Source organism: Aeromonas rivuli (assembly GCF_020149575.1).
Taxonomy (GTDB): domain Bacteria; phylum Pseudomonadota; class Gammaproteobacteria; order Enterobacterales; family Aeromonadaceae; genus Aeromonas; species Aeromonas rivuli.
The window spans coordinates 2252196-2277911 of record NZ_CP079742.1; the positions used below are offsets into that span (position 1 = coordinate 2252196).

The following is a 25716-nucleotide window of genomic DNA, read 5'->3' on the forward strand; positions in this document are numbered from 1 at the left end:
TATGTGTACATTACCGCACAACCCTCCTACACTGAGAACTGTGCGCACCAGACCCTCTGAAAGGGGGTGCAGCAAGGAGGAAATATGACCCAAGCCGCCCAACAAACCCTGAACGATAGTGCCATTGACCCTAGCAAGGCGCTGCCCGTGGTCTTTCGCATCCTGGATAAATGGCAGTGCACGACCGATGAGCAGCTGAAACTGCTGGGCATCTCATCCCGTTCAACATTGAACAAATACAAAGAGTCGAGCGGCGGTATCCGCCTGAGTGTGGATATGCAGGAGCGGATGAGCTACATCCTCAACATCCACAAGAGCCTGCGGGTGCTGTTCAGCATCGATGACAGTATTTACGGCTGGGTGCGCAAGCCCAGCAGCCACCCCTTCTTTGCCGGGCGCAGCGCCATGGACATCATGAAAGGGGGTCGCGTGGCAGACTTGTATGAAGTCGCCACCCGCTTGCACGCCTGGCGTGGGGGCATGGCCTGATGGAAGCGCCATTGATTGCGTTCAAGGGGCAGCAGGCATACCGGATCATTCCGAGTCGCTATCCCACCATCTGCATCTATGAAGATGTGGCCAACGCCGACGAGCTAGAGGCCGTCTGGGCCATTGAGGCGCTCACCAACGATCGCCTGCGGGAAGAGGCGGGCGACCTGACTCGGGTTGCGAAGGAGGATTGGCTGGTCGGCCTGCATGGGGGCAGCTATGTGATGGCCGCCTTTACCCATCTCAATCCGGAAGGGGCCCGCTTCACCACCGGTGATTTCGGGGGCTACTACTGCGCCCCCCTGCTCGACACCGCCGTCAAGGAGACCGTCTATCACCAGGAGCGGATCTTCGGTTACACCAAGGAGCCCGCCCAGAAGGTGCAGATGCGGGTGCTCCATACCGAATTTTGCGCCAATCTTGCCGACATCAGCGGGGAGGATTTTCTCTCCACCCCCCTCTATCACGCCACCGACTACAGCCACTCCCAGGCCTTTGCCAAGATGCAAAAGGGCAAGGCCATGGACGGCATTCACTATCGCTCGGTGCGTCACAGCGGCCACCACTGCCATGTGCTCTATCGCCCCTGCCTGGTCACCAGGATCCACCAGGCTCAGCATCTGGAGTACCACTGGAACGGTAACGCCATCGCCAACGTGCTGGAGATCAAGCTCTATGGGGAGTGAGTAACCCTGCCCAATGCAAAAAGCCCCGCCAGATTGGCGGGGCTTTTTTATATCACGCGACAGCGCAGTGAGCGGTGAGGGAATCCCCTCGCCTGCTTACTGGTTATGGCTGGAGCGACGGGGGCGACGAGCCTGGGCTGGCTTGCCAGCACCTGCGCCTTCGGGGCGAGCACCGTTACCGGAACGCTGACCACCATTGCTGGCACCGCCGGAGCGGCCACCGCCATTGCCGGAACGGCCAGCGCCTTGGCGCTGCTGCGGGCGCGGCGCACGGCGCTCTTCGCTCGGATCCCGCGGCTCTTTGCGCAGGGGCGCACCGATGCCACGGGCGATGTTGTCGAGGGTCTCGCGGGACGCTTCGAAACCGGCAACCTGCTCGCAGGGAATGTTCTGCTTGGTCAGGCGCTCGATGGCCTTGATCAGCTTGCCTTCATCGGCGGCAACCAGGGAGATGGCGTGACCGGTGGCACCGGCACGGCCAGTACGGCCGATACGGTGCACATAGTCTTCCGCGACGTTGGGCAGCTCGAAGTTGACCACTTGCGGCAACTTGTCGATGTCCAGACCACGGGCGGCGATGTCGGTGGCGACCAGCACCTTGACGTTGCCATCCTTGAAACCAGCCAGCGCGCGGGTACGGGCGCCCTGGCTCTTGTTACCGTGGATGGCGGCGGCGCTGACGCCGTTCTTGTCCAGGGTCTCGGCGACACGGTTGGCCATGTGCTTGGTACGGGTGAACACCAGTACCTGCTGCCAATCGTTGCTGGTCACCAGGTGGCTCAGCAGACCAATCTTGTTGGCCTTGTCGCAGGGGTGAACCAGCTGCTCGATGCGCTCGGCGGTGCTGTTGCGCGGGGCCACTTCGATCACGGCCGGGTTGTTGAGCAGGCCGGTGGCCAGCTCGCGGATCTCTTCGGCGAAGGTCGCGGAGAACAGCAGGTTCTGACGCTGCTTGGGCATCAGGGCCAGGATCTTGCGGATGTCGCGGATGAAGCCCATGTCGAGCATGCGATCCGCTTCGTCCAGCACCAGGATCTCGACTTCGTCGAACTTCACGGCGCCCTGGTTGTAGAGATCCATCAGGCGACCCGGGCAGGCCACCAGCACGTCCAGACCACGGCGAGTCGCCATCATCTGCGGGTTGATGCTGACGCCACCGAATACCACGTGACTGCGGATCGGCAGGTGTTTGCCGTAGTTGCGCACGCTCTCGCCCACCTGGGCGGCCAGCTCGCGAGTCGGGGTCAGCACCAGGGCGCGGATCCGGTTCGGCGACACTTTGCGCTTGCTCTCGGTCAGACGTTGCAGCATCGGCAGGGTAAAGCCTGCGGTCTTGCCGGTCCCGGTTTGGGCCGCCGCCATCAGGTCACGGCCAGCCAGTACGGCCGGGATCGCTTGCAGCTGAATGGGGGACGGAGTGTCGTAGCCTTGTTCGGCGACGGCACGGAGCAAAGGCTCGGCCAGACCGAGGGAAGTAAAACTCATAGTTACCTGCTAGGGATTTGGGGCGCCGGGGATTTGTGGTGGGGCTCCTCTGCCGAGCCGATGCCATCTCACAAGAACTGGGCCTATTGAGAAAACAACGATTTTCCCCGGGGAGCAGAGCAAAGGGGAAAGAATAGAGGCCGCAGTCTAGCGGAGTTGGCGTCCCGAGACGAGAGAAATGTGACAACTATCGCAACATGATTAAAAAACGAGGCAAATAGCATCGACTGCCCTGCCCTCCTTATCTCTGCCCAGAGCGCAACGTAGCCCGTGGCACGCGCCTGGGGGATGCACATCAGCGGCATCCCGGCCAACCTGAGCCAACCCCCAACAAAACAGGCAGCCAAGGCTGCCTGTTTCAGATCATGGGGTAACCACCGTCAGCGCAGTTGCGGGGTCGCGGTATGGACACCGGCATTCTGGGCACGGTGGCGCAGCAGGTGATCCATCAACACCAGGGCCAGCATGGCCTCGGCGATGGGCACGGCGCGGATGCCGACACAGGGATCGTGGCGACCCTTGGTGATCATCTCGGTCGCTTCACCCCGGGTATTGATGGTCTTGCCCGGCACAGTGATGCTGGAGGTAGGTTTGAGCGCCATGCTCACCACAATATCCTGACCGGACGAGATACCGCCGAGGATGCCACCAGCATGGTTGCTGGCAAAGCCGGCCGGGGTCATCTCGTCACGATGCTCGGAGCCTTTTTGCTCCACCACCGCGAAACCGTCACCGATCTCCACACCTTTCACCGCATTGATGCCCATCATGGCATGGGCGATGTCGGCGTCGAGCCGGTCGAACACCGGCTCGCCGAGGCCCACCGGCACATTGATCGCCATCACCTGCACCTTGGCACCTATGCTGTTGCCCTCTTTTTTCAGGGCTCGCATGTACTCATCGAGGGCCTCAAGCTTGCCCGCATCGGGGAAGAAGAAGGGGTTCTGCTCTATCTGTTCCCGATCGAAGGCCTCGGCCTTGATGGGGCCAAGCTGGGAGAGAAAGCCGACGATCTCGATGCCATGGATCTGCTTGAGATACTTCTTGGCAATGGCCCCCGCCGCGACCCGCATCGCGGTCTCCCGGGCCGAAGAGCGGCCGCCGCCACGGTAGTCGCGCTGGCCGAACTTCTGGTGATAGGTGTAGTCGGCATGACCCGGGCGGAACAGGTCCTGGATATCCGAGTAATCCTTGGAGCGCTGATCGGTGTTCTCGATCAGCAGTCCAATGGAGGTCCCCGTGGTCTTGCCCTCGAACACCCCGGCGAGGATCTTCACCTCGTCCGCTTCGCGGCGCTGAGTGGTGTAGCGGGAGGTGCCAGGCTTGCGCCTGTCCAGATCGACTTGCAGATCCGCTTCGCTTATCTCAAGCCCGGGCGGGCAGCCATCAACCACGGCGCCCAGCGCCGGACCATGGCTCTCACCGAAGGTGGAGACCCGAAAGAGTTGGCCAAAACTGTTCCCTGCCATCTGTGCTCCTTAGTTCTTGTAAATCGCGAAATGAGGCTGATATTGCTCAAGTTCAGCCTTGGTCATCACGAAGACGCCATGGCCGCCATTCTCGAACTCGACCCAGGTAAAGGGCACTTCGGGGAACTGGGTCTCCAGGTGGATCATGCTGTTGCCTACCTCGACCACCAGCACGCCATTGTCTTTGAGGAAATCGGCGGCATGGGCCAGCAGACGCTTGGTCAGCTTGAGGCCATCGGAGCCGGAGGCCAGCGCCAGTTCGGGCTCATGACGGAACTCGTCAGGCAAGTCCGACATGTCTTCGGAGTCCACATAAGGCGGGTTGGAGACGATGAGATCGTACTTGTCACCGGCCGGCAAGTCCCGGAACAGGTCGGAGCGGATCGGAATGACCTGCTGCTCGAGGCCATGATCGGCGATATTGCGCTCGGCCACGTTGAGGGCGTCAACGCTGATGTCGATGGCGTCCACTTCTGCATGGGGGAACTCGTGGGCCATGATGATGGCGATGCAACCCGAGCCGGTGCACAAGTCCATGATCCGGGTCGGCTCTTCTTTCAAGAAGGGCTCAAAGCGATTGGCCACCAGCTCGGAGATGGGGGAGCGCGGGATCAGCACCCGCTCGTCCACGTAAAACTCCCAACCCGCATACCAGGCCTTGTTGGTCAGGTAGGCCGCAGGGACCCGCTCCTGCACCCGGCGGATGATGAGCTCGGCAATACGATGGCGCTCGGTCGGGGTCAGACGGGAGTGGCGCATGCCCGAGTCCACATCCGGCGGCAGATGCAACGCAGGCAGTACCAGCTGCACGGCCTCATCCCAGGCGTTGTCCGTGCCGTGGCCGTAAAAGATACCGGCGTCGTTGAAACGACTCATGGCCCAGCGCAACATGTCCTGGATGGTGTGCATTTCGGCAACCACCTCGTCGATAAATATCTTGTCCAAATCCACCTCCAAGTCGAGTAATATCCGGCCCGAGCATTCTTATATAGCGAGCAAGACGAGTACCTGATGAAAAAAACGCCTTCACTGACAAGCGATGAAAGCCAGCTGTTCCGCGATGCGATAAAAGGTACCCGGAAAATCAAGCAAGATACCTTAAGGGCCGAGTTGCGCCCGGTCAAGCAGAAACGCGAAATGCGTGAGAGCCGCGAAATGCTTGGGATTGGCCACTTTTTCAGCGATGAATATCAGCCCCATCTGGACGAAGAGGGGCCGACCCGATATGTGCGTGAAGATGTGTCAAAATTTGAGCTGAAAAAGCTCAAGCGCGGCCTCTATCCGCCGGAGATCTACCTGGACCTGCATGGCATGAATCAGAATCAGGCCAAGCAGGAGCTCGCCGCCCTGCTCAGTCTCTGCCAAAAAGAGAATATTCATGTCGCCTCCGTCATGCACGGCATCGGCAAACACATTCTCAAACAGCGGATCCCGAACTGGCTGGCCCAGCACCCCAATGTGCGCGCCTTCCATCAGGCTCCCCGCGAATGGGGGGGCGATAGCGCCATCCTGGTGCTGCTGGACATCGAAGAGTAACCCAAAAGCCCGCCGCCCTTTGCAAGCCACTCGACGGCTCGGGGCGCTTGCCCATCCCAACCCCGGCCTGTTCCCCTGCTCTGCCCTCGTTGAACAACAGACGTCCAGTTGCGGCCTGCGGCTTTGGATAAAAAACGCCCCCGATGCCTGATGACGTCGGGGGGCGCAGGATAGTGATGAGACGGGGACCCCCGCCCAACCCGGGCAACGGCGCCTAACAGAGACAGGGGCGCTCTACCCCTGTGCCAGATAGTGGGCCACCAGGGCGTTGGCATGGCCATGGCCCATGCCGTGCTCTGCCTTGAGCCAGGCCACCAGCGCCATGTGTTTCTTGTGCTCCTGACCTGCCAACAGGGCCAGCCAGTGCGCGACCGGTTGGCCATACTTCTGCTCGATGGCCGGGAAATAGGAGGCAGGCCCCTTTACCTTCTGCTGTTCAGCCATGTCATGCTCCTTGATGGCCTGCCAGTCCGGGCAGGCAGGGCCGATGGTGGACTCAGGGTTTCGGGGCAAACTGCTCGAACACCTCTTGCCCGGTCAGGGTTGGCGTCTCGTTCTTCAGTGTGTAGAAGTCCGGCTTCTCGTCGATGAAGATCTGGCTGGCAAGCTCGAACTCTTCCTCCTGGAACAGGCCAGCGGGGAGAATGTACTCATCCGTTGGCAACAGGTGATAGAAAAGATGGGTGCCACAGGTCGGGCAGAAGCCGCGCTCCGCCCACTCGGAGGAGCGGTAAGCGACGGGAGTCAACCCCTTGAATATGACGCCAGTGCCGCCATGTACCGCGAACATGGGTCCCCCTGACCAGCGCCGACACATGGCGCAGTGGCACAGGCTGACCTCTTTATGTTGCTCGCTCGACACGACGATCCCGCCACACAGACAGCTGCCTTGCATATCATCCTCCTCATATTCAGCGTGGGCGCCGACAGGGTGCCGCCGCCATTTACGGTCAGATGAGTATCATGCAAATCCCGAACTCGGCAACTGACCATGTTGCGCATCGCCATCCTCGGCACGCCACTCTTTTCCGGCAAAGAGCCCACCCACCCCGGTGACTATAAACACGGCGAATGAATTCCATCCATGCATGCACCCGGTGAATAAAGGTTATCGCGACTGTTGCAAGGCGATGCGGTTTCCTTCGCAATCCTGGCATTCGGCCACCCTGATGCCATCACTCACCTGGGTGATGGGATAGAGTATCTTCCCCTCGCACTGCAGCACCCTGGTCATGGTCTGTTCGATATCAGCCACGCTCAGATAGATGCGGGTGCCGTCGAGACTGGGCACATAGCTCTCCCCCTTGGCCAGGGCGCCGGAGCAACCCGCCATGCCCTCACACAGCGGAAATAGCGCCATCTCGTTGCCATCTATATCTGCTCGCTCGAATGCGATGCCAAATACTCGGGAGTAGAAGCCGATGGCTCGCGCCATATCCGTCACCGGTATTTCAAAATGCATGGCGATATTCATGTTTGGCTCCCTCCTTGATATATCCCGCGCCGTCATCACTATGTGTCTTATTTATCAACATAACGCCTCTGCACCAGAGTCAGTACCCTTGTGACAACCTCGCCAACAATCAATCGAGGGAGGCTAATGCCTCCCTCTTAGGACTCAATCTGTGGAGCTAACGCTGCCCTTAACTGGTGGGAAGCAGCGCCCAGGGTCCGCCTTTGTTTGGCTCATCACCCTGGGTCCACCACTTCGCCTGATAGGTGGCGCCCTGATAGCTCACCTTGTCTCCGGCAACATAGACCTTGCTTGCCCCCCAGGCGGGCACACCGCCAACCGGTGGCGTGCTGGGGTCTGTCGGCGCGGGGGCCAGCTCACTCACGATACGCACCTTGGGCCAACCGGCATGGGATCCATAGAAGTTGGTCACGCATTTTTGGTAATCCCCCGGCACCAGTGCCGAATAAGCGGTCTGGAAACCGACCAGCTCGCACTCGAACGAGTAGCCACCCGGCCTGTCCGCGTAATATTTCCAGTTACCGTCCCAGTTGGTATAGAGCACATCGGTGGCGCCATTGAGGTTCAGGCTGCCGTAGGGGGTCTGCTGCCAGCAGGTATTCTTCTCATCGCTCGCGACCGGGATCTGGTAATGGGCCGCCAGCCCTTCCCAGTAACGGATGCGGTTGACTGGCTGACCTTTCGTCTTGTTCTGCTCGCCGCACTCTATACCGCCATTGATGACGTTGATGGTGGTGCCAAAGCCATAGCCGATGCCGGCGGCAACCTCGCGCTGGGAGGGTACCCAGGTTCTGTCGATCACGTGCAGCATGGCCGGTTTGGGGGCTTGCGGAGTCAGGAAGAACCAGATGGCGGACGCCAGGTTCAACCAGGAGTCGGCCACCAGGCCGGGGTTGTTGAGCAACACCGAGGCATCGCCATCAAACATCACCTCGGAGAAGGCGCCGTAGTTGAAGTGATAGGAGAGTTGTTTTGCGCCGCGGCCGAAATAGCCCTGGCCGGTGGCGCAGGGCCACTTCTTGTTCTGCCAGTCATTCTGGCCACAACCCGTGGTGTAGCCGAGTTGTCCCTCGGACCAACCCATTTCACGGACATGGACCAGGGCCTGTTGCCACTCCTCCAGCGCCTGCGGGTTGTCGGAGATGTTCTCCTTGGCGATATGGCCCCCCGTCTCCTGGGAGAAGTGGGCGAAGGCGGTGACGATGGATTTCTTGCAGATGGCATCAGCGTTGCGACCATCCGTGTATTCACCGCAAAAAGCCGGGAACTTGCCAACCGCCCGCAGGAAGCGCAGATAGGTATATTCCGGTGCCGCCATCTGGGTCAGAAAGTCCCATTCGGACTCGGGGAAGACACGTTCAACCCGTTTGACGTTATCGGGGTTGCTCGCATCTCGTGGGAAAATCGCATCCACCACAGTGTTGGAGCGGGTGGCCAACGCCTTGGACCAGAGCGCATACATGGGATTGGCCGTCTTGGCCTGCGCCACCGCCGCCACGTCGGCGGCAGCGATCACATAACCCCCCGCGTTGTCAGGATCCGGCTGGATATTCATGGCGGCATGGCCTGGCAAGGCACAGGCCGCGGCGACGAGCCCCGCGCAATATGTGAGCTTCAACATGGGCAACAATCCTTGTCTCTGGGTGAAATTTCATCCCGAGCATAGGCTGCCTGATAACTAAATTTACAGAGAAAATTAAGAAATGTTACCAATATGTGAGCCATTTCACTCTGTGCTATGCCCCATGGGATCGGCCACTCCCACCGTGCGAGCGCCCTTGTGTCCCCTCCCTCATCCCTTCTGACAGCAGACCATTGTTTTGATCACCAGAGCGTTGCAGCTGCGGATCACTGTGATGGGGGCGATCAAAAAATTGCCCCTGTTTCAGGATGAAATACCAGGAGAGTTGGGGGGTGGCAGTCAGCTCAGGCACTACCCGCTACGATATCTACGATCAAGCACGTACCGCGCGGATCAAGATGTTGCGCGGCGTCATGGGTTTGGCGCAGAACTCCCCCACTTCCACCCTGTAGCCCTGCTCTTGCAGGAAGAGGGCGCGATCCAGGGCAAGCCAGATCTCGAGCGGGCGGCGGAACAGGTGGCGAACCAGCTCCATGCGGGCAACATCCCCATAGCGTGCCTCCCCCTGACCGAGGAGATCATCGTAATGGATGGCCTCGGGCAGCACTATGCCCTTGCGCTCGGCGGCCCAGCGGCAGAAGGCCTCGAAGCTGTCGCTCAGCAGGCTCTTTTGGATATTGGGCACCGGCAGATACTCATCCACCCCCCGCACCTGGCGTTGCAGGCAGTCAAAACCCAGCCGCCACACCACTTCCAGCTCGCGCAGTCGGGCGATGCGGGCGCCACTGGTGACCGTCTCTTGCAGGGGCAGGCGCAGGTCGGCCTTGGTCAGTTGGAGGGCACTCTGTTTGGCGGCCCGGGAGAGGGGACGATAATCGTTGCCCCGGATCAGGTGATAACAGCAAGGGGAGAGGGAGACGCCGCTGGCACCGCGCTCAACCACCCCTTCGAGCAGATGAGTGTGCAGCTCGCCACAGGCGTGCAGCGCCATGGCATGGTGTTCGGGGGCGATCAGCGCGGCCGACTCGGCGGCGAAGGCATCGGCCTCGATGAAGTGCATCCGGGCCCCATCGCGCAGCGCCAGGATGCGTCCCGCCTCACACAGCGGCCCCTGCAGCTCCAGGCTGGTTATCTCGGCACTGCGATGGACAGAAACCAGCCGCCCAAGGTGTCCCTTGCCGGCGCACCACTCCAGATAGGGCCCCTGATGGGGTGGCAGACAACCGGTAAAGGCCTCTATCTGGGCCTGTTTTCGCCCCGGCATGTGCAGCGCCATCCCTTTGCCGCAATCGATGGGCTCGGGTTCGAATCTCACCAGCTCGCTCAAGCGGTGCAACTCGGCCCCCCCCGGGATCCAGGGTGCCAGCAGCGTGGCCAGTGCCCCCATGTCACCATCGAGCCCATTGATCTCCTCGAGACTCAAACCATTGAGCAAGGCGGCCAGATCGGGTGCCTGCCCGGCAAACGCCAGGGTCAGGTGATGATAGGGCTGATATTGCCACCAGGCACGGGAAGCTGTCAGCAGGTGATCGAGGCGTTCGAAGCGTTGGGCCAGCACAGGAGTCTCGGGAGTCGGGAGGCGAAAAGAGGGCGCCATTGTAACGGCCTTGCCAGAAATTGCACCCGCCATCATAGGGGCGCGTTCACAACGAAAGAGGGGCCCAGGGCCCCTCTTCTTACTCGCTTAGTGGTTCGCTTAGAACGGCAACTTCATACCTGGGGGCAACTGCATGCCACCGGTGATCTCGCCCATCTTGCTCTTGTTCTGCTCTTCGACCCGGCGCACGGCGTCGTTGCAGGCGGCCGCGACCAGATCTTCGAGCAGCTCCTTGTCATCTTCCATCAAGGAAGGGTCGATCTCGATGCGACGCACGCTGTGGCTGCCGGTCATGGTGACCTTGACCATGCCAGCGCCCGCTTCCCCTGTCACTTCCAGCAGGGCCAGCTGCTCTTGCATCTTCTGCATGCGCTCTTGCATCTGTTGGGCCTGTTTCATCAGGTTACCCATTCCACCTTTACCAAACATATGTCGTCTCTCGCGTTGAAATCCGGCGACCTGGCCGGGCGTTAGGCTCGTCTGTCCTAGATGGGGACGGCCGAGCGGCATTTCAAGCGGGGAGCCGGGCTCCCCGCACCAGATTCAGCGATTGAGGGGCTCAATACTGTCCATATGGAGCTCCGCACCAAACCGCTGACGTAAAAACTGTATGTTGGGATCCTGCTCAAGATCCCGTTTCACCTGCTCGCGCACCCCAAGATAGAGACGCTGCTCTATCTCAAGGGGCGTCTCACGATCGGGCACTGTCCCAAGAGTCACCTCAACCTGCACCTCGCCACCGAGTGCTGGCCCTATGATGGCGGCAAGCTCCATCAGGGCACGATCGCTGACCAGGTGGCGCTGCTCGGGCTTGAGGGTCAACAGCACCCGGGATCCCTCTTGCACCATCACCCCATTGATGGCGAGCTGCCGCAGACGGCCCCCCATCCGAGTGCGCGCAATCAGCTCGCCCCAGGGATCGCCACAATTGTCGAGCAGGCTGGCAGGGAGCAGCTTACTGGGTTCATCCCCCGGCTCCTCTTGCGCTTGATCGCTATCAATGGAGTCCCAGTCGATGGTCTCCAGCACCGGGGCCGTAGCCTCCATCTGTGCCGGTACCGCCCGGCTTGGCTCAAGCACGGTTTGCGCTGCGGCGGGGCGAGCGGGCTGCCCTGCGGCAGGGGGGGAAGCCGCCGCCGCGTCACGGATGATGGGCTGCTGGATACCGGTCGAGGGTCCTTGGGGATCCCAGGGGGGCGCTGCCTCCTCAGGTGTCCGTTGGCTCAGCGCCGGGGCTGGTGCCCTGCCGCGCTCGGCCTGGCGCGGAGGTGTAACAACCCCCTGTTCCCCCTGGGCCAGGTACTCCTGATAATCCTGCTGATTGTCCTCTTCGTCGTCATGGCTCGGCAACTCGTCGTAGGACCAATCGTCCGGAACAGAAGAAGCAGGCGCCACCATGGCCGTCTGGGCGGAGCCAGGCCCGGCCTGCTGCGCCGCAGGTGGGCTAACCGGGGCAGCCGTCTGCCCCGCCCCGGCCTTGGGAGCACTCGGTGCTCTAGCGGTGCGCGGCGCAGCATCGGTATCAGAGGCGCGCAAGCGGCTGCGCAGCATGTTGCGCGTGCCGAGCAGGCTCAGGATGCCACCACTGCCATCACTGCCCGTCGCTGCCTCCGGGGGCGGTGCCATGGGTTGCGGTATGGGTTGCGCCATGGACACAGGCTCCGCGTCCTGAGTGGCCGCGGGATGAGGCATCGCAGGCTCCCCATGGGCCGGAACAGGGATGTCCGGGCTGGCCATCGCCCCCGAGGCGCTGATCTCATCCAAACCGGGATCCGGGGCCGGATCCTCTGCCACAGGGGCAGGAGATGGCTGATAGCCCATCTGATCCGCCGCCTGCAGCAACGCCTCCTGCTCGGCAAAGAGCGGAGAGAGGGCGGGCTCAAACGATTCATCATCGCCATCCTGCTTGACCAGTGCCGCCGAAGAGGGGCTCAGGTCAGCCTGCTGCGCTGTGTCGTTCTCGGCGGTGATGCCAGCCTGGCGGAGATCCGCCACAGACTCGGCGGCAGCCTCTGCCTGGTCAGCCAAGGGGGGCGATGTTGATTCAGTGCCCTGGGGGGCTAGCGTCGGCGAAGCGGTCACCCCCTGGGACTTTCCCAACCCCAGAGGAGCGGCCCCCTGCCCCGCCTGGCTTGGCAAGGGGGCCAGGCTCGCCGGGTGGAGCTGGGCTCTGCGCGGCGAGAAGGCGAGCATCCGCAGGCAGGTCATCTCGAGGGCGGTGCGACCATCCGGGGCCCATGGCAAGTCCTTGCGCCCCCCCAGCACGATCTGGTAGCAGAGCTGTACCTCTTCCGGGCTCATGGCCCCGGCCAGTTGCAGCAAGGCATCGGCATCCGCCCCCTGCTCCTGCACGCTGGCTGGCAGCAGCTGGGCCATGGCAACGCGATGAAGCAGGGCTTCCAGCTCGGCGTGGAGCTGGTCGAAATCGGGCCCCAGGGTGGCGATCTCGGTGATCTTGGCCATGGTGGCCGGGGCATCCTGACGCAGGATGGCCTCCAGCAGCTGGTGCAGATGATGATGGTCGAGGGTACCCAGCATGGTCAGCACGCTCGCGAGCCCCACGCTGCCGTTGCCATGGGCCAGCGCCTGATCGGTCAGGCTCAGGGCATCGCGCATGCTGCCATCGGCCGCCTTGGCCAATGCCAGCAAGGCGCGGGGCTCGAACGGCTGCCCCTCCTCCCCCAATACCCACTCCAGCTGCTTGGCGATCTGGCTCTGATCCAGACTCTTCAAGTGGAACTGCAAGCAGCGGGAGAGGATGGTGATCGGCAGCTTCTGCGGATCCGTGGTGGCCAGCAGGAACTTCACATAGGGGGGCGGCTCTTCCAGGGTTTTGAGCAGGGCGTTGAAACTGTGACGCGACAACATGTGTACCTCATCGATGAGGTAGACCTTGAAGCGGCCGCGGGCCGGACGATATTGCACGTTGTCGAGCAGCTCGCGGGTGTCTTCCACCTTGGTGCGCGACGCCGCATCTATCTCCAGCAGATCGACGAAGTTGCCCTGATCGATCTCTTTGCAGGTGCCGCAGACCCCGCAAGGGGTGCTGCTGATCCCTTGTTCGCAGTTGAGACTCTTGGCCAGGATGCGGGCGATGGTGGTCTTGCCGACGCCACGGGTACCGCTGAGCAGATAGGCATGGTGCAGGCGGCCCTGATCCAGGGCATTGGTCAGGGCGGTCAGCACATGTTGCTGGCCCACCACTTGCTCGAATGTATGGGGGCGCCATTTACGCGCCAGAACCTGATAGCTCATAGAACCTTTGGATGCGGGGAAGACAAGGCATTGAGGCAGAATGCTAACACAAATGGCGGGGGTGCTGTCACGGCGATGGCCCAAGTTGCGGCAAAGCCTGGGATAACTGACTGAAATTCAACCCGATAGACGAGGGAGCAGGCTATCTTGCAGGGTTCAACCTGCCCGCGCCCATGGCGCCTGGCGATCGGGGTTATCCCACAACCCCTCATAAAAACAGGGAGCCCGACTCGGCGCGGCTCCCTGTTTCATGCAAGCGGTTAACGCCGCTTATTCGCCAGCCAGTTCGACCAGCGAGACGACCTTGATACCGGCCGCCGTCAGGCGGGCATCGCCCCCCAGGGAGGGCAGCGAGATGATGAAGGCCGCATCGGCGACTTCACCACCGGCACGGCGGATCAGTTTGACGGTGGCATCGACGGTGCCGCCGGTGGCCAGCAGATCGTCCACGACCAGCACCTTGTCACCGGGCACGATGGCATCGGTATGCAGTTGCAAGGTATCGGTACCGTACTCCAGCGAGTAGGACTCCTCGATCACGGCGCGGGGCAACTTGCCCGGTTTGCGAACAGGGACAAACCCCAGGCCCATGGCGAAGGCGACCGGTGCACCGAAGATGAAGCCGCGGGCCTCGGTGCCGACAATCTTGGTGATCCCCTGATCGCGGTAATGTTCAGCCAACAGATCGATGGTGGCCTTGAAGGCCTCAGCGTTCTCTATCAGGCTGGTGATATCGCGAAACAGGATGCCCGGCTTCGGATAGTCGGGGATGGTCTTGATGCTAGCTTCGATAAATTTCAGAATATCCGGATTCATTATTTGACCGCTTATTTTTGACCCGGGTCCGGTACGTGAGACCTGGCCCTCGGGAAAACAAAAAGGCCCATCGTGCAGTTCAAGGTGAGACACCCAAAGTGCAAAAACGACAGGCCAACTCCATAGCATGATTGCCGCAGTAGCTTAGGCACTTCACTTCTCCATTGCAACTGGCTCCAGCACGGGCAGGCGCATTAACCAGCCAAGCAGTATCGCCAGGATGGCGAGCAATAATCCACGCACCCACATCATGGGGGTGAGGGCCAGGGAGATGGCGAAGCTTATCAGGATGAAGATAATGGCGCGCCGCCTCGCATCCCGGCGGATCCCTCTGTGTTCCTGCCAGTCCCGGATGGGCGGGCCAAACCAGGGATGATAGAGCAGCCAGTGGTGAAAACGCGGGGACGAGCGGGCAAACAGGGCCGCCGCCAGCAGCATAAAGGGGGTGCAGGGCAACAGGGGCAATACCAGACCAAGCAGGCCAGTGACAAAACTGAGCCACCCCAGGCAAAACAACAACCAGGATTTCATGCGCGCTCGCCTCGCTACCATGGGATCTTGACTCGAGGGTCCATCCTAGCAGACCCGCCCCCCAGACAGATAGGCCATCCCGCGCGAGGTGGCCCTCTGCTGACAAGCGGCGCCCTGGCAAGCCCCCTTCACCAGAGCCATCCGCTGACTCGCGCCCCTGGCTGCTGCTTTTGTGCGCCAGCGAGGTGCCTGCGACCATGTCGAAGCTGACAGCCGCAGGCGTTCCCACTACAATCTGGCGTCCTTTTCAGCCCTTGCCTTCGGAAAACCGGTTATGCGCGTAATTTTGGCCCCCATGCAGGGGGTGCTCGATCACCTGATGCGGGAGGTGCTCACCTCGGTCAACGACTATGACCTCTGCGTCAGCGAATTTGTGCGCGTGGTCGATCAGCTGCTGCCGGCCAAGGTGTTCCATCGGCTCGCTCCCGAGCTCAAGCAGGGGGGCAAGACCCGCGCTGGCACGCCGGTTCGGGTACAGCTGCTGGGTCAGCACCCCGAATGGTTGGCCGAAAACGCACTGCGTGCCGTCAGCCTCGGCTCCCCCGGGGTGGATCTCAACTTCGGCTGCCCCGCGCCCACGGTCAACAAGAGCAAGGGCGGCGCCGTGCTGCTCAAGGAGCCGGAAGCCGTCTACCGCATCGTCAAGGCGGTGCGTGAGGCGGTGCCCGCCCATCTGCCGGTCAGCGCCAAGATAAGACTCGGTTACGATGACAAGGCGCTCTATCTCGAGAATGCCCAGGCGGTCTACCAGGCTGGGGCCAATGAGCTGGCGGTCCACGCCCGCACCAAGCGCGAAGGCTATCGTCCCCCCGCCCACTGGGAGTACGTGGATGCCATCCGCCGCGCCCTGCCCATTCCGGTGACCGCCAACGGCGAGATCTGGGACAGGCAGGATGCCCTCACCTGCGCCCGGGTCTCCGGCTGTGACAGCCTGATGGTCGGACGCGGCGCCATCTCCCTGCCAAATCTGGCCAACGTCATGAAGACAGGCTGCGCCCACATGAGCTGGGCCGAGGCACTGCGGCTCATGGTGAGCTACACGGAGCAGGATCTCGCCGGCGAGAAGGCGGACTACTACCCGAGCCGCATCAAGCAGTGGTTCTCCTACCTCAAACGCGAATATCCCCAGGCCGACGTGCTGTTCACCGATATCCGGGTACTCAAGAGTGCAGAGGAGATCCGCGCTCGTCTGCTGCAAGAGAGCGACCGCCACCCCTGAGCCCTCCCCCTGGAGGTCATTCCCCTCTCCTGCCTGCCCCCACAGGCGGGAATAGGGGCCAGAACCCGTCATTTACTTGACGCATGTCATCTTGACTCTCCTATCGACTCCCTATACTGCCCTGACTCTATAACCGTCTGTTGGGGGCATCCGTGTGTGAAATGACGCAAGCTCAGCTGGCGGGCTGGCGAGATCGCCTGCTTGCCGACTGGGCACGAATTCGAGAGGAGCTGATAGGTCAGCTCAAGGCAAGTCGCCAGGGAGACTGGGCCGAACGGGCCAGCCATTGTGAACGGGATCAGCTGGTGGATCTGACGAGTCGGCTGGATCTGCCGCAAGTAGAACAAAACGTGACGGCGCTCAAGCGGATCGACGCGACCCTCTGCCAGATAGAGTTGGGACTGTTTGGCCTCTGCTCCGATTGCGAGGAGCCGCTAAACCTGACCAAGCTGGAGCAAGATCCCACCCAACAACGTTGTCCGCGCTGCGAACTGCGCTATCGCAAGGGCTTTCACGGCCACGAGTTGTAGGGGCATCACTGCCCGCTGCGGGTCCCAACCCCGCCTGTCGTATCGACCAAAGTGTTCGAACGACACACCCCACCAGCGTCAAACAAAACGGGCCCCTGCCAAGACAGGGGCCCGTTTTCTATTCATGCCGATCGCGACAAACCCGGCAAAGGGCGCGAGCAGACTCGACCATCCCGCCCATCACTGGGCCAGCAGGTGACCGACCAGCTCATGACGCCAGCCTTGCAGCAACATGGGCTTGGGCCCGCGTGCCCGCTCCTCTGCGCTCATCCGCCAGCTCCAGGTAAAGTACTGGTGAATGGTCTTCTTGCTGGCCACCAGCTCAGGGGGAATATTGCTGGCCTTGGCCTTCTCTTCCACCAGCGCCTTGATGCGCTTGAGCTCCGCCTTGTACTGGGGGTAATCCACCAGACGACGGATGGGTTCGGGCCACCCTTCAGGGTCGCTCTGCTGAGCCGATGCGACGATGTCGAGCAGCCGCTTGCCGTGGATCTTGATCTCGATGGGAGAGAGATCCAGCTCGTTGAGCTCGCGCAGTGAGGTCGGACGGCGCTCGGCGACCTTGAACAGGTGCAACTCCTTGACCACGAAATTGAGGGCCAAGTCCCGGCGCACCGCTTCTTTTTGCCGCCAGGCGGCCAGCTCGCGCAAGATGGCCAGCTCGCGCCGACCCAGCTGCCAGCCGTTGATGATCTCGAGATAGGCCTGATAGGGATCGCTCCCCTGGCTCCGGCGGGCGCAGTGGTTCTGACACTCCTCCTCGAACCAGGCAAACTTGCCGCTCTCGTGCAGCTTGGCCATGACGGTGTCGTAGAGCGGCATCAGATAGAGCACATCCGCCGCCGCGTACTCGAGCTGACGATCGGTCAGGGGACGGGCCAGCCAGTCGGTACGGGCCTGATCCTTGACCAGTTCCACCCCGAGAAAATCCTTGGCCATGGCGCCAAATCCAACGGAGACCCCATAGCCCAGGAAAGCGGTGGCAAGCTGGGTGTCATGGACGCGGTTGGGCAGATGACCGGCCTGGTGCTGAATGAGTTCGAGATCTTCCCCGGCGGCATGGAGGATGGAGATCTGGCCATCCTGGCCCAGACGCTCCCACAGGGGCGCGAGATCCAGGGTCAGGGGATCGAGCAGGGCCAGCTGATGGCCATCAAAGATTTGAAAGAGACCAAGTTGGGGATAATAGGTGCGAGTGCGCACGAATTCGGTATCGATGGCCAGTGGCACCTGGGCCAGAGTGGCGAGGTAGGCTTCCAGCTCGGCTTGCTGTGAAATGAGTTGATATTGCATCTTTGCCTGCATCTTGTCGGTTGGCCCAAAAGAAAAAACCGTGGCGTGACCCACGGTTTCGCATCGCCCTGGATAGGTTACTGCTTGGCGATCTCCTCGTCGCGCAGCACGCGGCGCAGGATCTTGCCCACATTGGTCTTGGGCAGTTCGTCGCGAAATTCTACCAGCTTAGGCACCTTATAGGCAGTAAGATGTTGACGGCAATGGGCAATAACTTCCTCTTCGGTCAAGCCTGGATCCTTTCTGACCACAAATACCTTCACCAGCTCGCCGGACACCTTGTGAGGCACCCCGACCGCCGCCACTTCCAGCACCTTGGGATGGAGCGCCACCACGTCTTCAATCTCGTTGGGATAGACGTTGAAGCCCGACACCAGGATCATGTCCTTCTTGCGATCGACGATCTTGAAGAAACCCTGCTCGTCGCACACGGCAATGTCCCCGGTGCAGAGCCAGCCATCTTGCATCACCTCGGCGGTGGCCTCGGGACGCTGCCAGTAGCCAGTCATCACCTGGGGACCACGGACCTGCATCTCCCCGGGTGTATTCAGGGTATGAATGGGTTCACCTGCATCATTCACCAGACGAATATCGGTGGAGCAGACCGGCAGGCCGATGGAGCCGTTGTAATCGGTCAAGTCGTAGGGACAGACGCTCACCAGCGGGGAGCATTCGGTCAGGCCGTACCCCTCCAGCAGCGGCGTCTCCGTCATGGTCTTCCACTGCTCGGCCACCGCCCGCTGCACCGCCATGCCGCCGCCGATGGTCAGGGTCAGCTTGCTGAAATCCATGCTCTGGAACTCGTCATTGTTGACCAGGGCATTGAACAGGGTGTTGACCCCGGTGATGCAGGTGAAGGGGTACTTCTTGATCTCTTTGACGAACCCCGGGATATCGCGCGGGTTGCTGATCAGCAGGTTGTAACCCCCGAGGCGCATGAACAGCAGGCAGTTCACCGTGAGCGCGAAGACGTGATAGAGCGGCAGAGCCGTGACCACGAACTCCTTGCCCCGCTGCAGCACGGGGCCATAGACCCCGAGGCACTGTTCGACGTTGGCAATCATGTTGCGGTGGGTCAGCATGGCCCCCTTGGAGAGGCCGGTCGTCCCTCCCGTGTACTGCAGGAAGGCGATCTCCTCCCCATGGATCTCGGGCTTGATGTACTGCAGGAAGCGGCCCTTGGCCAGGGCATGGCGCATGGTGCTGGCGTGGGGCAGATTGTATTTCGGCACCAGCTTCTTGACGTATTTCACCACGAAGTTGACCAGGGTCCCCTTGGCCAGCCCCAGGTTGTCCCCCATCCGGGTCAAGATCACATGCTTGATGGGGGTGTCGTAGACCACCTTCTCCAGGGTATGGGCGAAGTTGGAGACGATGACGATGGCCTTGGCACCCGAATCCTTGAGCTGGTGTTCCAGCTCGCGCGGGGTATAGAGGGGGTTGACGTTGACCACTATCATGCCGGCACGCAGTATGCCAAACACCGCAATAGGGTACTGCAACAGGTTCGGCATCATGACCGCGACCCTGTCACCCTTCTCCAGCTTCAATTCGTTTTGCAGGTAGGCGGCGAAGGCGCGGGACTGCTCCTCGAGCCGGCGATAGGTGATGGTCTGGCCCATGTTGACGAAGGCGGGCTGGTCGGCAAACTCGCTCACCGAGGCTTCGAACATCTCGACCAGAGAGCCGTAGATATCAGGATTGATCTCGGCAGGCACGCCGTCCGGGTAGCGTGTTAGCCAGATTTTCTCGGCCGGTGTGACGGTCGGCTCGCCCTGCGGCTGCAACATGGCTTGCTCATGCTCATCCATATCGACTGACCCTGTGGTCAAGTCGGACTGCTGCGGCATGATGTTCTCATGCTCATCTTTATGCTCATGCATAACTCGCACCTGTGCGCTCACTGTGTTGCCTCCATCCCTGTCCACGTTCATTTTTAATCATTTGTTTTGAGCTCGAGCTCTAATGCCGGACATCTTTACATACGACAATAGAAATTAACAGCCACTTAACAAGCGTGAAATGTGAGGGACGAGGCAAACCTGAAAGATTGAAAGCGGGGGATTCTAGCGAATTTGACAGAATTTTTCGATAGCAACAGCGGTTTGCACGGGATTATCCATATGAAAGTGGTGATTTCCCGCCACCCAGCGCCGCTGAATGTCAGCGAAGCATCCCTGGCGGGCTTGCCATTGCGCCGTCAGCTGGGCAAAGCCTTGCTCACCCTGAATGAACAATACAGGGCAGGCAATCGCCGCCATCAGCGCCCTCGCCTGCCCCTCACTCATGCGCAGCGGCGAGAGATCCCGCAATCTGGGATCGCTGCGCCAATGCAGCCTGGCAGCTCGCGCAACGAGTTGCCGGGCACAGATGAGCCGCGCCGCCTCGGGGGAGATATCGGCCACCTTGCAACGGGCCGCCACCGCCTCCTCCAGGCTGGTAAAACCCTGACTGGCTCGCTCCCGAGTACGAGAGCGGTTGAGAATGGCACGTCGGATCTGCTCGGGAACGGCGTCATCGGACTGGCTAAGGGGCCCCAGCCCCTCCAGCATGATCAGCCGCGCGACCCGCTCCGGGAAGACCCCGGCATAGGCCGAGGCGATCAAGGCCCCCAGGGAGTGACCGAGCAGGGTGATCTGTTGCCAGCCTCCCGCATCGATGATCTGGTGCAGATCGTCGAGCCAGTCGATAAAGACATAGGGAGAAGACTTGTGATCCGACTGACCATGGCCCGGCAGATCGACGCAGATGAGATGAAAACCAGCCAGATGGGGGGCAAGAGGCAAAAAACTGGCGGCATTGTCGAGCCAGCCATGCAGTGCCAGCAGCAGAGGCTGTCCCGGCTGGCCGGACTCCAGATAGGCGATCAGGCGCCCATCGGCCAGCCGCAACTGCCCCTCTCTCATCAGATTTCCCAGCGCGGCTCTCTCATCCATGGCGCGGTATCACCAGTGGCGCATCGACCGGCGCGGCCAGAAGGGATCGTAGAAGGGGTCATTGAAGTAGGGATCCATGTAACGAACCTCCACCTCTTTGATGGGGGGCCACAGCTTGCTGCCGGTTACCCTGATCACCGAAAACTCATACTTGTGATCGCCAATCTTGCTCTCCACCGGCTTGTCCAGGGTGCCAAGCACCGTCAGGCTGCGCCCCTTGGCATAGAGGGTCGGATCAACAAAACCCTGCATCACCGCCAGGAAGCGACCAGGGCTCTGCTCCGTCTGCTCGGGCACGCCATTGCTCTTGAGGGGCAGATAGACCACCTCGATGAGGCTGCGTGTCTGCTCGTTATGGACAGCGGCAATGACTCCACTCCAGCGGGCCGGCTTGCCCTCCTGGCCCGTCAGGGCAGGTTGATAGGCAACCAAGTCCGCCTGCGGCTCATAGGCCAGCTCCTTGGGCACTGAACTGCACCCGGCCAGCAGCAGACCGGCCAGGCCCAGCAGCAGGCTCTTTGTAAACAGATGGCATGTGTTCATATCCCTCTCCTTTGCTCTGGTTCGACTGCAAAACCGGCTCACTCCCGTCCGGGCAGCTTCTTCCAGGTGACCTTGTCTCTCAGATATACGGGGGTCGCCTGCTCCGGGGCCACCGCACTGCCAGCCAGCCAGGCGGCCTTGGCCAGTGGCAACATGTCCTGGGCAGCCGGCAGACGAGCCGCCGGGCAGGGTCTCAGGTCATCGGCCAGACCGTTCAGGAGATCAGCATAGGTCTCGCATCCTGTACCCGTGCTAAACCAGAGACCGGAAAGGGTCTCTTCTTGCACCACGGCCTCGGGGGCCGTGACCCGCTCTTCGCCGTCCAAGACCATGAGACCATCTTGCAACAGATAGCGGCCGATATAGATCTCCCCCATGCGGGCATCGATGGCGCTGACTACCCGCTCGGCACCCTCCAGGCGGTGGGCCCCCTGGGCCATGGCCGCCAGGGTCGAGATGCCAATCAGCGGCACCCCGGCCCCAAACGCCAGGCCTTGAGCCACCCCTACCCCGATCCGCACCCCGGTGAAAGAGCCTGGACCACGGCCAAAGGCAATGGCGTCGAGCTCGCTCAGGGTGATCCCGGCCTCATCGAGCAAGGCCTGTACCATGGGCAATATCTTCTTGGTGTGATCGCGCGGCGCCTCTTCCCAGCGCGCATAGATGGACTCTCCGACCTGCAAGGCGGCGGAGCAGGCTTCGGTGGCGGTATCGAGGGCCAGGATCTTCAACTCGTTCATTCGCAACTCTTCTCTAAAAGGCATCATTGAAACAGATCGGTCTGGGTCGAGTCCGGGCGCGCCGCCTCGGCCAAACCGCTAAAGAATTCGCCAAGGCAATCCAGATCCCGGGTGCGCGGTATGGCTGGCAGGCTCTTGATAAAGGTGGCGCCATAGGGCTTGTTGACCATGCGGGGATCACAGATGACCAGGACGCCATGATCACGGCGATCACGTATCAGCCGCCCCACCCCCTGCTTGAGGGCGATCACGGCCTTGGGTAGCTGGATATCGGCGAAGGGATCCCCCCCCTTGAGCTTGCAGTCGTCGACCCGCGCCTTGAGAAGGGGATCGTCGGGGCTCGCAAACGGCAGCTTGTCGATGATAACACAGGAGAGTGCCGCCCCCCTGACGTCTATCCCCTCCCAGAAGCTGCTGGTCGCCACCAGCACGGCGCGACCATTCTCGACAAAGGTCGACAGCAGTCGCTGTTTGTTGTCTTCCCCTTGCAGCAAGACGGTGCGTCCTATCTCCCGGCGCAGCACCTCGGCCACCTGACGCATCACCTGATGGCTGGTGCAGAGGAAGAAGCAGCCCCCCGGCGTCTTGTTGATGAGGGGGATGAGCCGCAGTGCCAGCATCTCGCCCCGACCAAAGGCATTGGGCTCGGGTAGCTGGCGCGGCACGCACAAGCGCGCCTGCTCGCTGTAATCGAAGGGGCTGTCGAGCATAAGCTCACGGCTGCCCGCCAGTCCCAGCTCCGCCTTGAAGTGATCGAATCCCATGTCCACCGTCAAAGTGGCCGAGGTAAAAATCCAGGCCACCTCGGGGCGCATCACCTCGGCGCCAAACCGCTCGGCCACCGACAAGGGGGTCAGATTGAGGGAGAAATGGAGCCGGGTACACTCGTACCAGTAGGAGTAACCGGTCTGGTTGATGGCCAGCACCTCCCCGAGTCGCGTCCTGAGCTCACAGAGTCGCTCGAAGCAGTGATCGAGCTGCTCGCCGCGCCCCAAGGCGAGTTTGAGCACTTCATAGCAGAACTCGATGGCATCATTGAGCCGGGCCAGGGCCTGGCCCCATTGGGGCTGGCGCAGCAGATCCCGGCTGTTGCCCCGCCCGCCATCGACCCCGAAGGCGAGGCGCAGATCCTGACTGGCAATACTGAGCCGATCCGCCGCCTTGCCAAGCTGGGCCATGTCATGGGCCTCGGCCCGGTAGGCAAGCTGGATATCCTGAGCCAGGTCCTGGATGGTGCGGCTCGATACCGACTTGCCAAAGTAGTTGGTGGCTATCTCGCCGAGCTGGTGCGCCTCGTCGAACACATAGACCTGAGCTTCCGGCACCAACTCGCCAAATCCCGTGTCTTTCACCGCCATATCGGCGAAGAAGAGATGGTGATTGATCACCACCACTTGCGCATCCATGGCGCGGCGCCGGGCGATCACCAGGTGACAATCGTCGTAATAGGGGCAATCCCGACCGAGGCAGTTGTCATTGGTGCTGGTGATCTGGGGCAATATTTCGGCGTTCTCCTGCAGGCCGGGAATGTCCCCCACATCGCCGGTATTGGTGGTGCTCGACCAGGATTTGACCCTGACCAGGTCGCTCATCACCTCCGGCTTTTGCAGATGGGATTCGCTCATCAAGCGGTTCATGCGCTCGACACAGAGGTAGTTGCTGCGCCCCTTGAGCAGGGCCACGGGCTGGTGATAATCGAGCGCCCCCGTGATGGTGGGCAAGTCCCGGTAAAAGAGCTGCTCCTGCAGGTTTTTGGAGCCGGTGCTGATCACCACCCGCTTGCCCGATGCCAGGGCTGGTACCAGGTAGGCGTAGGTCTTGCCGGTGCCCGTTCCCGCTTCGACCAGCAGACGGTCGTGGTCCTTGATGGTGTTTGCCACCGCCTCAGCCATCTCCAACTGAGGGGCACGGGCCAAGAAACCGTCGATATGACGGGCAAGAGGGCCGCCTTCTGAGAACAGGGTCTGGATGGTCAAGGAGGTTTCCCGCAAGCAAAGGGGGCGATTATAGCCAAAAGCGGGGGCAAGCCAAACGCTCAGACGAACAAGTCGATCTTGTGGTCAGGATCCGGCTTGTGTCCCCCTGGCTCATCGGCATCGCCCTGACTGACTGGCGGTGGCGTCCTGGGACGCGGCGGCTCCTGAGGGGTGCCCTGGCCGCCATCCCGCTCGGTGCCTATCTCGTGGGCACTGTGCTTGTGATCGATGGGGTTCACCTCACGGCGAATGGCATCACTGCCCGGGGTGGCCGGGGCCCTCGGCAAGATGGGGAAGAGCAGATCCTGATTGGGCATGGGATATCCTCCGTACTGACATTGTCTTATTATCGACCAGCGGCGACCTTTCCTTACTTTCTTCTTGAAATTTACAATCCCGGGTTGCAATTTTCGTCAAGGTCGGTAATGTAAACCGGGCGTCAGTTACGACATCTTATTTGTAAAGGATTGTTTACATGAAGTTCACCTCACTGAAGACTCATCACCACCATCATCATCCCGAATAGTCTTTCAGGAGGTTGGCTGCTGGAAGACACTTAACAGGTGACTTCCAAAAGGACCGCAAGATTCATAAACCCTCGGAAGCACACACTTCCGAGGGTTTTTTCGTTTTTGACTAGAAGGAAATCGAGCAATGGAAACACAACGTCTGCGCATCGCCATGCAAAAATCCGGTCGCCTGAGCCAGGACTCCCAGGCCCTGTTCAAGAGCTGCGGCCTCAAGATCAATCTGCGTGAACAGCGCCTCATCGCCCACGTCGAAAACATGCCCATCGACATTCTGCGGGTGCGTGATGATGACATCCCGGGTCTGGTGATGGAGGGGGTGGTCGACCTTGGCATCATAGGTGAGAACGTGCTGGAAGAGGTGCAGCTCATTCGCCAATCCCAGGGCCTGCCCTTCGAGGTCAAGACCCTCAAACAGCTCGATTTCGGCGGTTGCCGTCTCTCCCTGGCCGTGCCGGAAGATGCCAGCTACACAGGCCCCCAAAGCTTGGCTGGCAAGCGTATCGCCACCTCCTATCCCGGCCTGCTCAAGCGCTTCTTCGACGAGCAAGGTCTCGGGTTCAAGAGCGTCATGCTGGGGGGCTCGGTGGAAGTCGCCCCCCGCGCGGGTCTCGCCGATGCCATCTGCGATCTCGTCTCCACCGGCGCCACCCTCGAGGCCAATGGCCTGAAAGAGGTGGAGGTCATCTACCGCTCCAAGGCAGCACTGGTGCAGGCCCCCAATCCCTTGAACGCCGCCAAGCAAGCCATCATCGACAAGCTGTTGCCCCGCATCCAGGGCATGCAGCAGGCGCGCGAGAGCAAGTACATCATGCTGCACGCCCCCAAAGACAAGCTCAATGCCATCACCGATCTGCTGCCCGGCGCCGAGCGCCCCACCATCATGCAGCTGGCCGGTGACACCAATCAGGTCGCCCTGCACGTCGTCTCCAGCGAAACCCTGTTCTGGGAGACCATGGAGCAGCTCAAGGCCCTCGGCGCCAGCTCCATTCTGGTGCTGCCCATCGAAAAGATGATGGAATAAGGGCGGGC

General features: G+C 61.2%; 25 protein-coding genes and 1 other annotated feature. Of the genes, 6 read left to right on the forward strand and 19 right to left on the reverse strand.

Annotated elements, in window-relative coordinates; all coding sequences use genetic code 11:
* Positions 1 to 84: 84 nt before the first annotated feature.
* Both KYK33_RS10625 and KYK33_RS10630 read left to right on the forward strand, forming a co-directional pair.
* Positions 85 to 489, forward strand: coding sequence for an MbcA/ParS/Xre antitoxin family protein (locus KYK33_RS10625; RefSeq protein ID WP_224430471.1), 405 nt, complete (start codon positions 85 to 87; stop codon positions 487 to 489).
* Positions 486 to 1175: an RES family NAD+ phosphorylase gene (locus KYK33_RS10630; protein ID WP_042043244.1), complete on the forward strand. Its 690-nt coding sequence runs from the start codon at positions 486 to 488 to the stop codon at positions 1173 to 1175. The genes KYK33_RS10625 and KYK33_RS10630 overlap by 4 nt, the downstream gene beginning before the upstream one ends.
* Before the next feature lie 96 nt (positions 1176 to 1271).
* Here the strand turns inward: KYK33_RS10630 and KYK33_RS10635 are convergent, their stop codons facing one another.
* The 3 genes from KYK33_RS10635 to prmB form a co-directional block, all read right to left on the reverse strand.
* A complete protein-coding gene (locus tag KYK33_RS10635; RefSeq protein WP_224430472.1) occupies positions 1272 to 2660 on the reverse strand; it encodes a DEAD/DEAH box helicase in 1389 nt (462 codons plus the stop codon).
* 380 nt (positions 2661 to 3040) lie between these two features.
* Entirely contained in the window at positions 3041 to 4129 is a 1089-nt protein-coding gene (aroC, locus tag KYK33_RS10640; RefSeq protein WP_042043237.1) for a chorismate synthase, read from the reverse strand.
* A gap of 9 nt (positions 4130 to 4138) precedes the next feature.
* The gene (gene prmB / locus KYK33_RS10645) at positions 4139 to 5074 is read right to left on the reverse strand and encodes a 50S ribosomal protein L3 N(5)-glutamine methyltransferase (protein ID WP_042043271.1); all 936 of its coding nucleotides are present in this window, start codon (positions 5072 to 5074) and stop codon (positions 4139 to 4141) included.
* Positions 5075 to 5140: 66 nt separating this feature from the next.
* Between prmB and smrB the strand changes: the two genes are divergently transcribed.
* The gene (smrB, locus tag KYK33_RS10650) at positions 5141 to 5665 is read left to right on the forward strand and encodes an endonuclease SmrB (protein WP_224430473.1); all 525 of its coding nucleotides are present in this window, start codon (positions 5141 to 5143) and stop codon (positions 5663 to 5665) included.
* 234 nt (positions 5666 to 5899) lie between these two features.
* Here the strand turns inward: smrB and KYK33_RS10655 are convergent, their stop codons facing one another.
* From KYK33_RS10655 to KYK33_RS10695, 9 genes are all read right to left on the reverse strand, one after another.
* Entirely contained in the window at positions 5900 to 6109 is a 210-nt protein-coding gene (locus KYK33_RS10655; RefSeq protein ID WP_042043234.1) for a DUF4287 domain-containing protein, read from the reverse strand.
* A 52-nt stretch (positions 6110 to 6161) separates the two neighbouring features.
* Positions 6162 to 6560 (reverse strand): GFA family protein, encoded by a 399-nt coding sequence (locus KYK33_RS10660; RefSeq protein WP_224430474.1) that lies wholly within the window; start codon positions 6558 to 6560, stop codon positions 6162 to 6164.
* A 213-nt stretch (positions 6561 to 6773) separates the two neighbouring features.
* Positions 6774 to 7139: a VOC family protein gene (locus KYK33_RS10665; RefSeq protein WP_224430475.1), complete on the reverse strand. Its 366-nt coding sequence runs from the start codon at positions 7137 to 7139 to the stop codon at positions 6774 to 6776.
* Between the two features lie 169 nt (positions 7140 to 7308).
* Positions 7309 to 8760 carry a chitinase gene (locus KYK33_RS10670; protein WP_224430476.1) on the reverse strand — a complete coding sequence of 484 codons (1452 nt, stop codon included), beginning with the start codon at positions 8758 to 8760 and terminating at the stop codon, positions 7309 to 7311.
* Between the two features lie 334 nt (positions 8761 to 9094).
* On the reverse strand, positions 9095 to 10318 hold the full coding sequence (locus KYK33_RS10675) for a methyltransferase (protein WP_224430477.1): 1224 nt from the start codon (positions 10316 to 10318) through the stop codon (positions 9095 to 9097).
* Positions 10319 to 10417: 99 nt separating this feature from the next.
* Positions 10418 to 10747, reverse strand: coding sequence for a YbaB/EbfC family nucleoid-associated protein (locus KYK33_RS10680; RefSeq protein ID WP_005898824.1), 330 nt, complete (start codon positions 10745 to 10747; stop codon positions 10418 to 10420).
* A 114-nt stretch (positions 10748 to 10861) separates the two neighbouring features.
* Positions 10862 to 13573, reverse strand: coding sequence for a DNA polymerase III subunit gamma/tau (dnaX, locus tag KYK33_RS10685; RefSeq protein ID WP_224430478.1), 2712 nt, complete (start codon positions 13571 to 13573; stop codon positions 10862 to 10864).
* A 270-nt stretch (positions 13574 to 13843) separates the two neighbouring features.
* The gene (gene apt, locus KYK33_RS10690; RefSeq protein WP_042043225.1) at positions 13844 to 14389 is read right to left on the reverse strand and encodes an adenine phosphoribosyltransferase; all 546 of its coding nucleotides are present in this window, start codon (positions 14387 to 14389) and stop codon (positions 13844 to 13846) included.
* Positions 14390 to 14542: 153 nt separating this feature from the next.
* Positions 14543 to 14920, reverse strand: a complete 378-nt coding sequence (locus KYK33_RS10695; protein ID WP_042043224.1) for a DUF454 family protein — start codon at positions 14918 to 14920, stop codon at positions 14543 to 14545.
* 274 nt (positions 14921 to 15194) lie between these two features.
* Here KYK33_RS10695 and dusC point away from each other — a divergent pair, with 274 nt between their 5' ends.
* Positions 15195 to 16139, forward strand: a complete 945-nt coding sequence (dusC, locus tag KYK33_RS10700) for a tRNA dihydrouridine(16) synthase DusC (RefSeq protein WP_224430479.1) — start codon at positions 15195 to 15197, stop codon at positions 16137 to 16139.
* 161 nt (positions 16140 to 16300) lie between these two features.
* Positions 16301 to 16669, forward strand: a complete 369-nt coding sequence (locus tag KYK33_RS10705) for a TraR/DksA C4-type zinc finger protein (RefSeq protein ID WP_224430480.1) — start codon at positions 16301 to 16303, stop codon at positions 16667 to 16669.
* Between the two features lie 180 nt (positions 16670 to 16849).
* Here the strand turns inward: KYK33_RS10705 and rnd are convergent, their stop codons facing one another.
* The 7 genes from rnd to KYK33_RS10740 all read right to left on the reverse strand — a co-directional run bounded on the left by rnd (position 16850) and on the right by KYK33_RS10740 (position 24474).
* Entirely contained in the window at positions 16850 to 17962 is a 1113-nt protein-coding gene (gene rnd, locus KYK33_RS10710) for a ribonuclease D (protein WP_224430481.1), read from the reverse strand.
* 77 nt (positions 17963 to 18039) lie between these two features.
* On the reverse strand, positions 18040 to 19752 hold the full coding sequence (fadD, locus tag KYK33_RS10715) for a long-chain-fatty-acid--CoA ligase FadD (protein WP_224432995.1): 1713 nt from the start codon (positions 19750 to 19752) through the stop codon (positions 18040 to 18042).
* Between the two features lie 276 nt (positions 19753 to 20028).
* Positions 20029 to 20868, reverse strand: a complete 840-nt coding sequence (locus tag KYK33_RS10720; protein ID WP_396021337.1) for an alpha/beta fold hydrolase — start codon at positions 20866 to 20868, stop codon at positions 20029 to 20031.
* Positions 20869 to 20907: 39 nt separating this feature from the next.
* Positions 20908 to 21441, reverse strand: a complete 534-nt coding sequence (locus tag KYK33_RS10725; RefSeq protein WP_042043219.1) for a Slp family lipoprotein — start codon at positions 21439 to 21441, stop codon at positions 20908 to 20910.
* A 38-nt stretch (positions 21442 to 21479) separates the two neighbouring features.
* Positions 21480 to 22181 (reverse strand): tRNA (adenosine(37)-N6)-threonylcarbamoyltransferase complex dimerization subunit type 1 TsaB, encoded by a 702-nt coding sequence (tsaB, locus tag KYK33_RS10730; RefSeq protein ID WP_224430482.1) that lies wholly within the window; start codon positions 22179 to 22181, stop codon positions 21480 to 21482.
* 23 nt (positions 22182 to 22204) lie between these two features.
* Positions 22205 to 24157 (reverse strand): ATP-dependent DNA helicase, encoded by a 1953-nt coding sequence (locus KYK33_RS10735; RefSeq protein ID WP_224430483.1) that lies wholly within the window; start codon positions 24155 to 24157, stop codon positions 22205 to 22207.
* Positions 24158 to 24216: 59 nt separating this feature from the next.
* On the reverse strand, positions 24217 to 24474 hold the full coding sequence (locus KYK33_RS10740) for a hypothetical protein (RefSeq protein WP_224430484.1): 258 nt from the start codon (positions 24472 to 24474) through the stop codon (positions 24217 to 24219).
* 184 nt (positions 24475 to 24658) lie between these two features.
* Positions 24659 to 24787, forward strand: a sequence feature (His leader region).
* A 24-nt stretch (positions 24788 to 24811) separates the two neighbouring features.
* Between KYK33_RS10740 and hisG the strand changes: the two genes are divergently transcribed.
* A complete protein-coding gene (hisG, locus tag KYK33_RS10745; RefSeq protein ID WP_042043215.1) occupies positions 24812 to 25708 on the forward strand; it encodes an ATP phosphoribosyltransferase in 897 nt (298 codons plus the stop codon).
* Positions 25709 to 25716: the final 8 nt, after the last annotated feature.

What these genes read in the sequence shown, in the direction of transcription:
- tsaB (WP_224430482.1), bottom strand. Translation starts at nt 22,181, where the DNA reads ATGAACGAGTTGAAGATCCTGGCCCTCGATACCGCCACCGAAGCCTGC.
- KYK33_RS10635 (WP_224430472.1), bottom strand. Translation starts at nt 2,660, where the DNA reads ATGAGTTTTACTTCCCTCGGTCTGGCCGAGCCTTTGCTCCGTGCCGTC.
- fadD (WP_224432995.1), bottom strand. Translation starts at nt 19,752, where the DNA reads ATGTTGCAGCCGCAGGGCGAGCCGACCGTCACACCGGCCGAGAAAATC.
- KYK33_RS10720 (WP_396021337.1), bottom strand. Translation starts at nt 20,868, where the DNA reads ATGAGAGAGGGGCAGTTGCGGCTGGCCGATGGGCGCCTGATCGCCTAT.
- KYK33_RS10695 (WP_042043224.1), bottom strand. Translation starts at nt 14,920, where the DNA reads ATGAAATCCTGGTTGTTGTTTTGCCTGGGGTGGCTCAGTTTTGTCACT.
- KYK33_RS10660 (WP_224430474.1), bottom strand. Translation starts at nt 6,560, where the DNA reads ATGCAAGGCAGCTGTCTGTGTGGCGGGATCGTCGTGTCGAGCGAGCAA.
- KYK33_RS10740 (WP_224430484.1), bottom strand. Translation starts at nt 24,474, where the DNA reads ATGCCCAATCAGGATCTGCTCTTCCCCATCTTGCCGAGGGCCCCGGCC.
- KYK33_RS10705 (WP_224430480.1), top strand. Translation starts at nt 16,301, where the DNA reads ATGACGCAAGCTCAGCTGGCGGGCTGGCGAGATCGCCTGCTTGCCGAC.
- apt (WP_042043225.1), bottom strand. Translation starts at nt 14,389, where the DNA reads ATGAATCCGGATATTCTGAAATTTATCGAAGCTAGCATCAAGACCATC.
- KYK33_RS10655 (WP_042043234.1), bottom strand. Translation starts at nt 6,109, where the DNA reads ATGGCTGAACAGCAGAAGGTAAAGGGGCCTGCCTCCTATTTCCCGGCC.
- rnd (WP_224430481.1), bottom strand. Translation starts at nt 17,962, where the DNA reads ATGCAATATCAACTCATTTCACAGCAAGCCGAGCTGGAAGCCTACCTC.
- KYK33_RS10665 (WP_224430475.1), bottom strand. Translation starts at nt 7,139, where the DNA reads ATGAATATCGCCATGCATTTTGAAATACCGGTGACGGATATGGCGCGA.
- KYK33_RS10670 (WP_224430476.1), bottom strand. Translation starts at nt 8,760, where the DNA reads ATGTTGAAGCTCACATATTGCGCGGGGCTCGTCGCCGCGGCCTGTGCC.
- dusC (WP_224430479.1), top strand. Translation starts at nt 15,195, where the DNA reads ATGCGCGTAATTTTGGCCCCCATGCAGGGGGTGCTCGATCACCTGATG.
- KYK33_RS10725 (WP_042043219.1), bottom strand. Translation starts at nt 21,441, where the DNA reads ATGAACACATGCCATCTGTTTACAAAGAGCCTGCTGCTGGGCCTGGCC.
- smrB (WP_224430473.1), top strand. Translation starts at nt 5,141, where the DNA reads ATGAAAAAAACGCCTTCACTGACAAGCGATGAAAGCCAGCTGTTCCGC.
- aroC (WP_042043237.1), bottom strand. Translation starts at nt 4,129, where the DNA reads ATGGCAGGGAACAGTTTTGGCCAACTCTTTCGGGTCTCCACCTTCGGT.
- KYK33_RS10680 (WP_005898824.1), bottom strand. Translation starts at nt 10,747, where the DNA reads ATGTTTGGTAAAGGTGGAATGGGTAACCTGATGAAACAGGCCCAACAG.
- KYK33_RS10675 (WP_224430477.1), bottom strand. Translation starts at nt 10,318, where the DNA reads ATGGCGCCCTCTTTTCGCCTCCCGACTCCCGAGACTCCTGTGCTGGCC.
- hisG (WP_042043215.1), top strand. Translation starts at nt 24,812, where the DNA reads ATGGAAACACAACGTCTGCGCATCGCCATGCAAAAATCCGGTCGCCTG.
- dnaX (WP_224430478.1), bottom strand. Translation starts at nt 13,573, where the DNA reads ATGAGCTATCAGGTTCTGGCGCGTAAATGGCGCCCCCATACATTCGAG.
- KYK33_RS10625 (WP_224430471.1), top strand. Translation starts at nt 85, where the DNA reads ATGACCCAAGCCGCCCAACAAACCCTGAACGATAGTGCCATTGACCCT.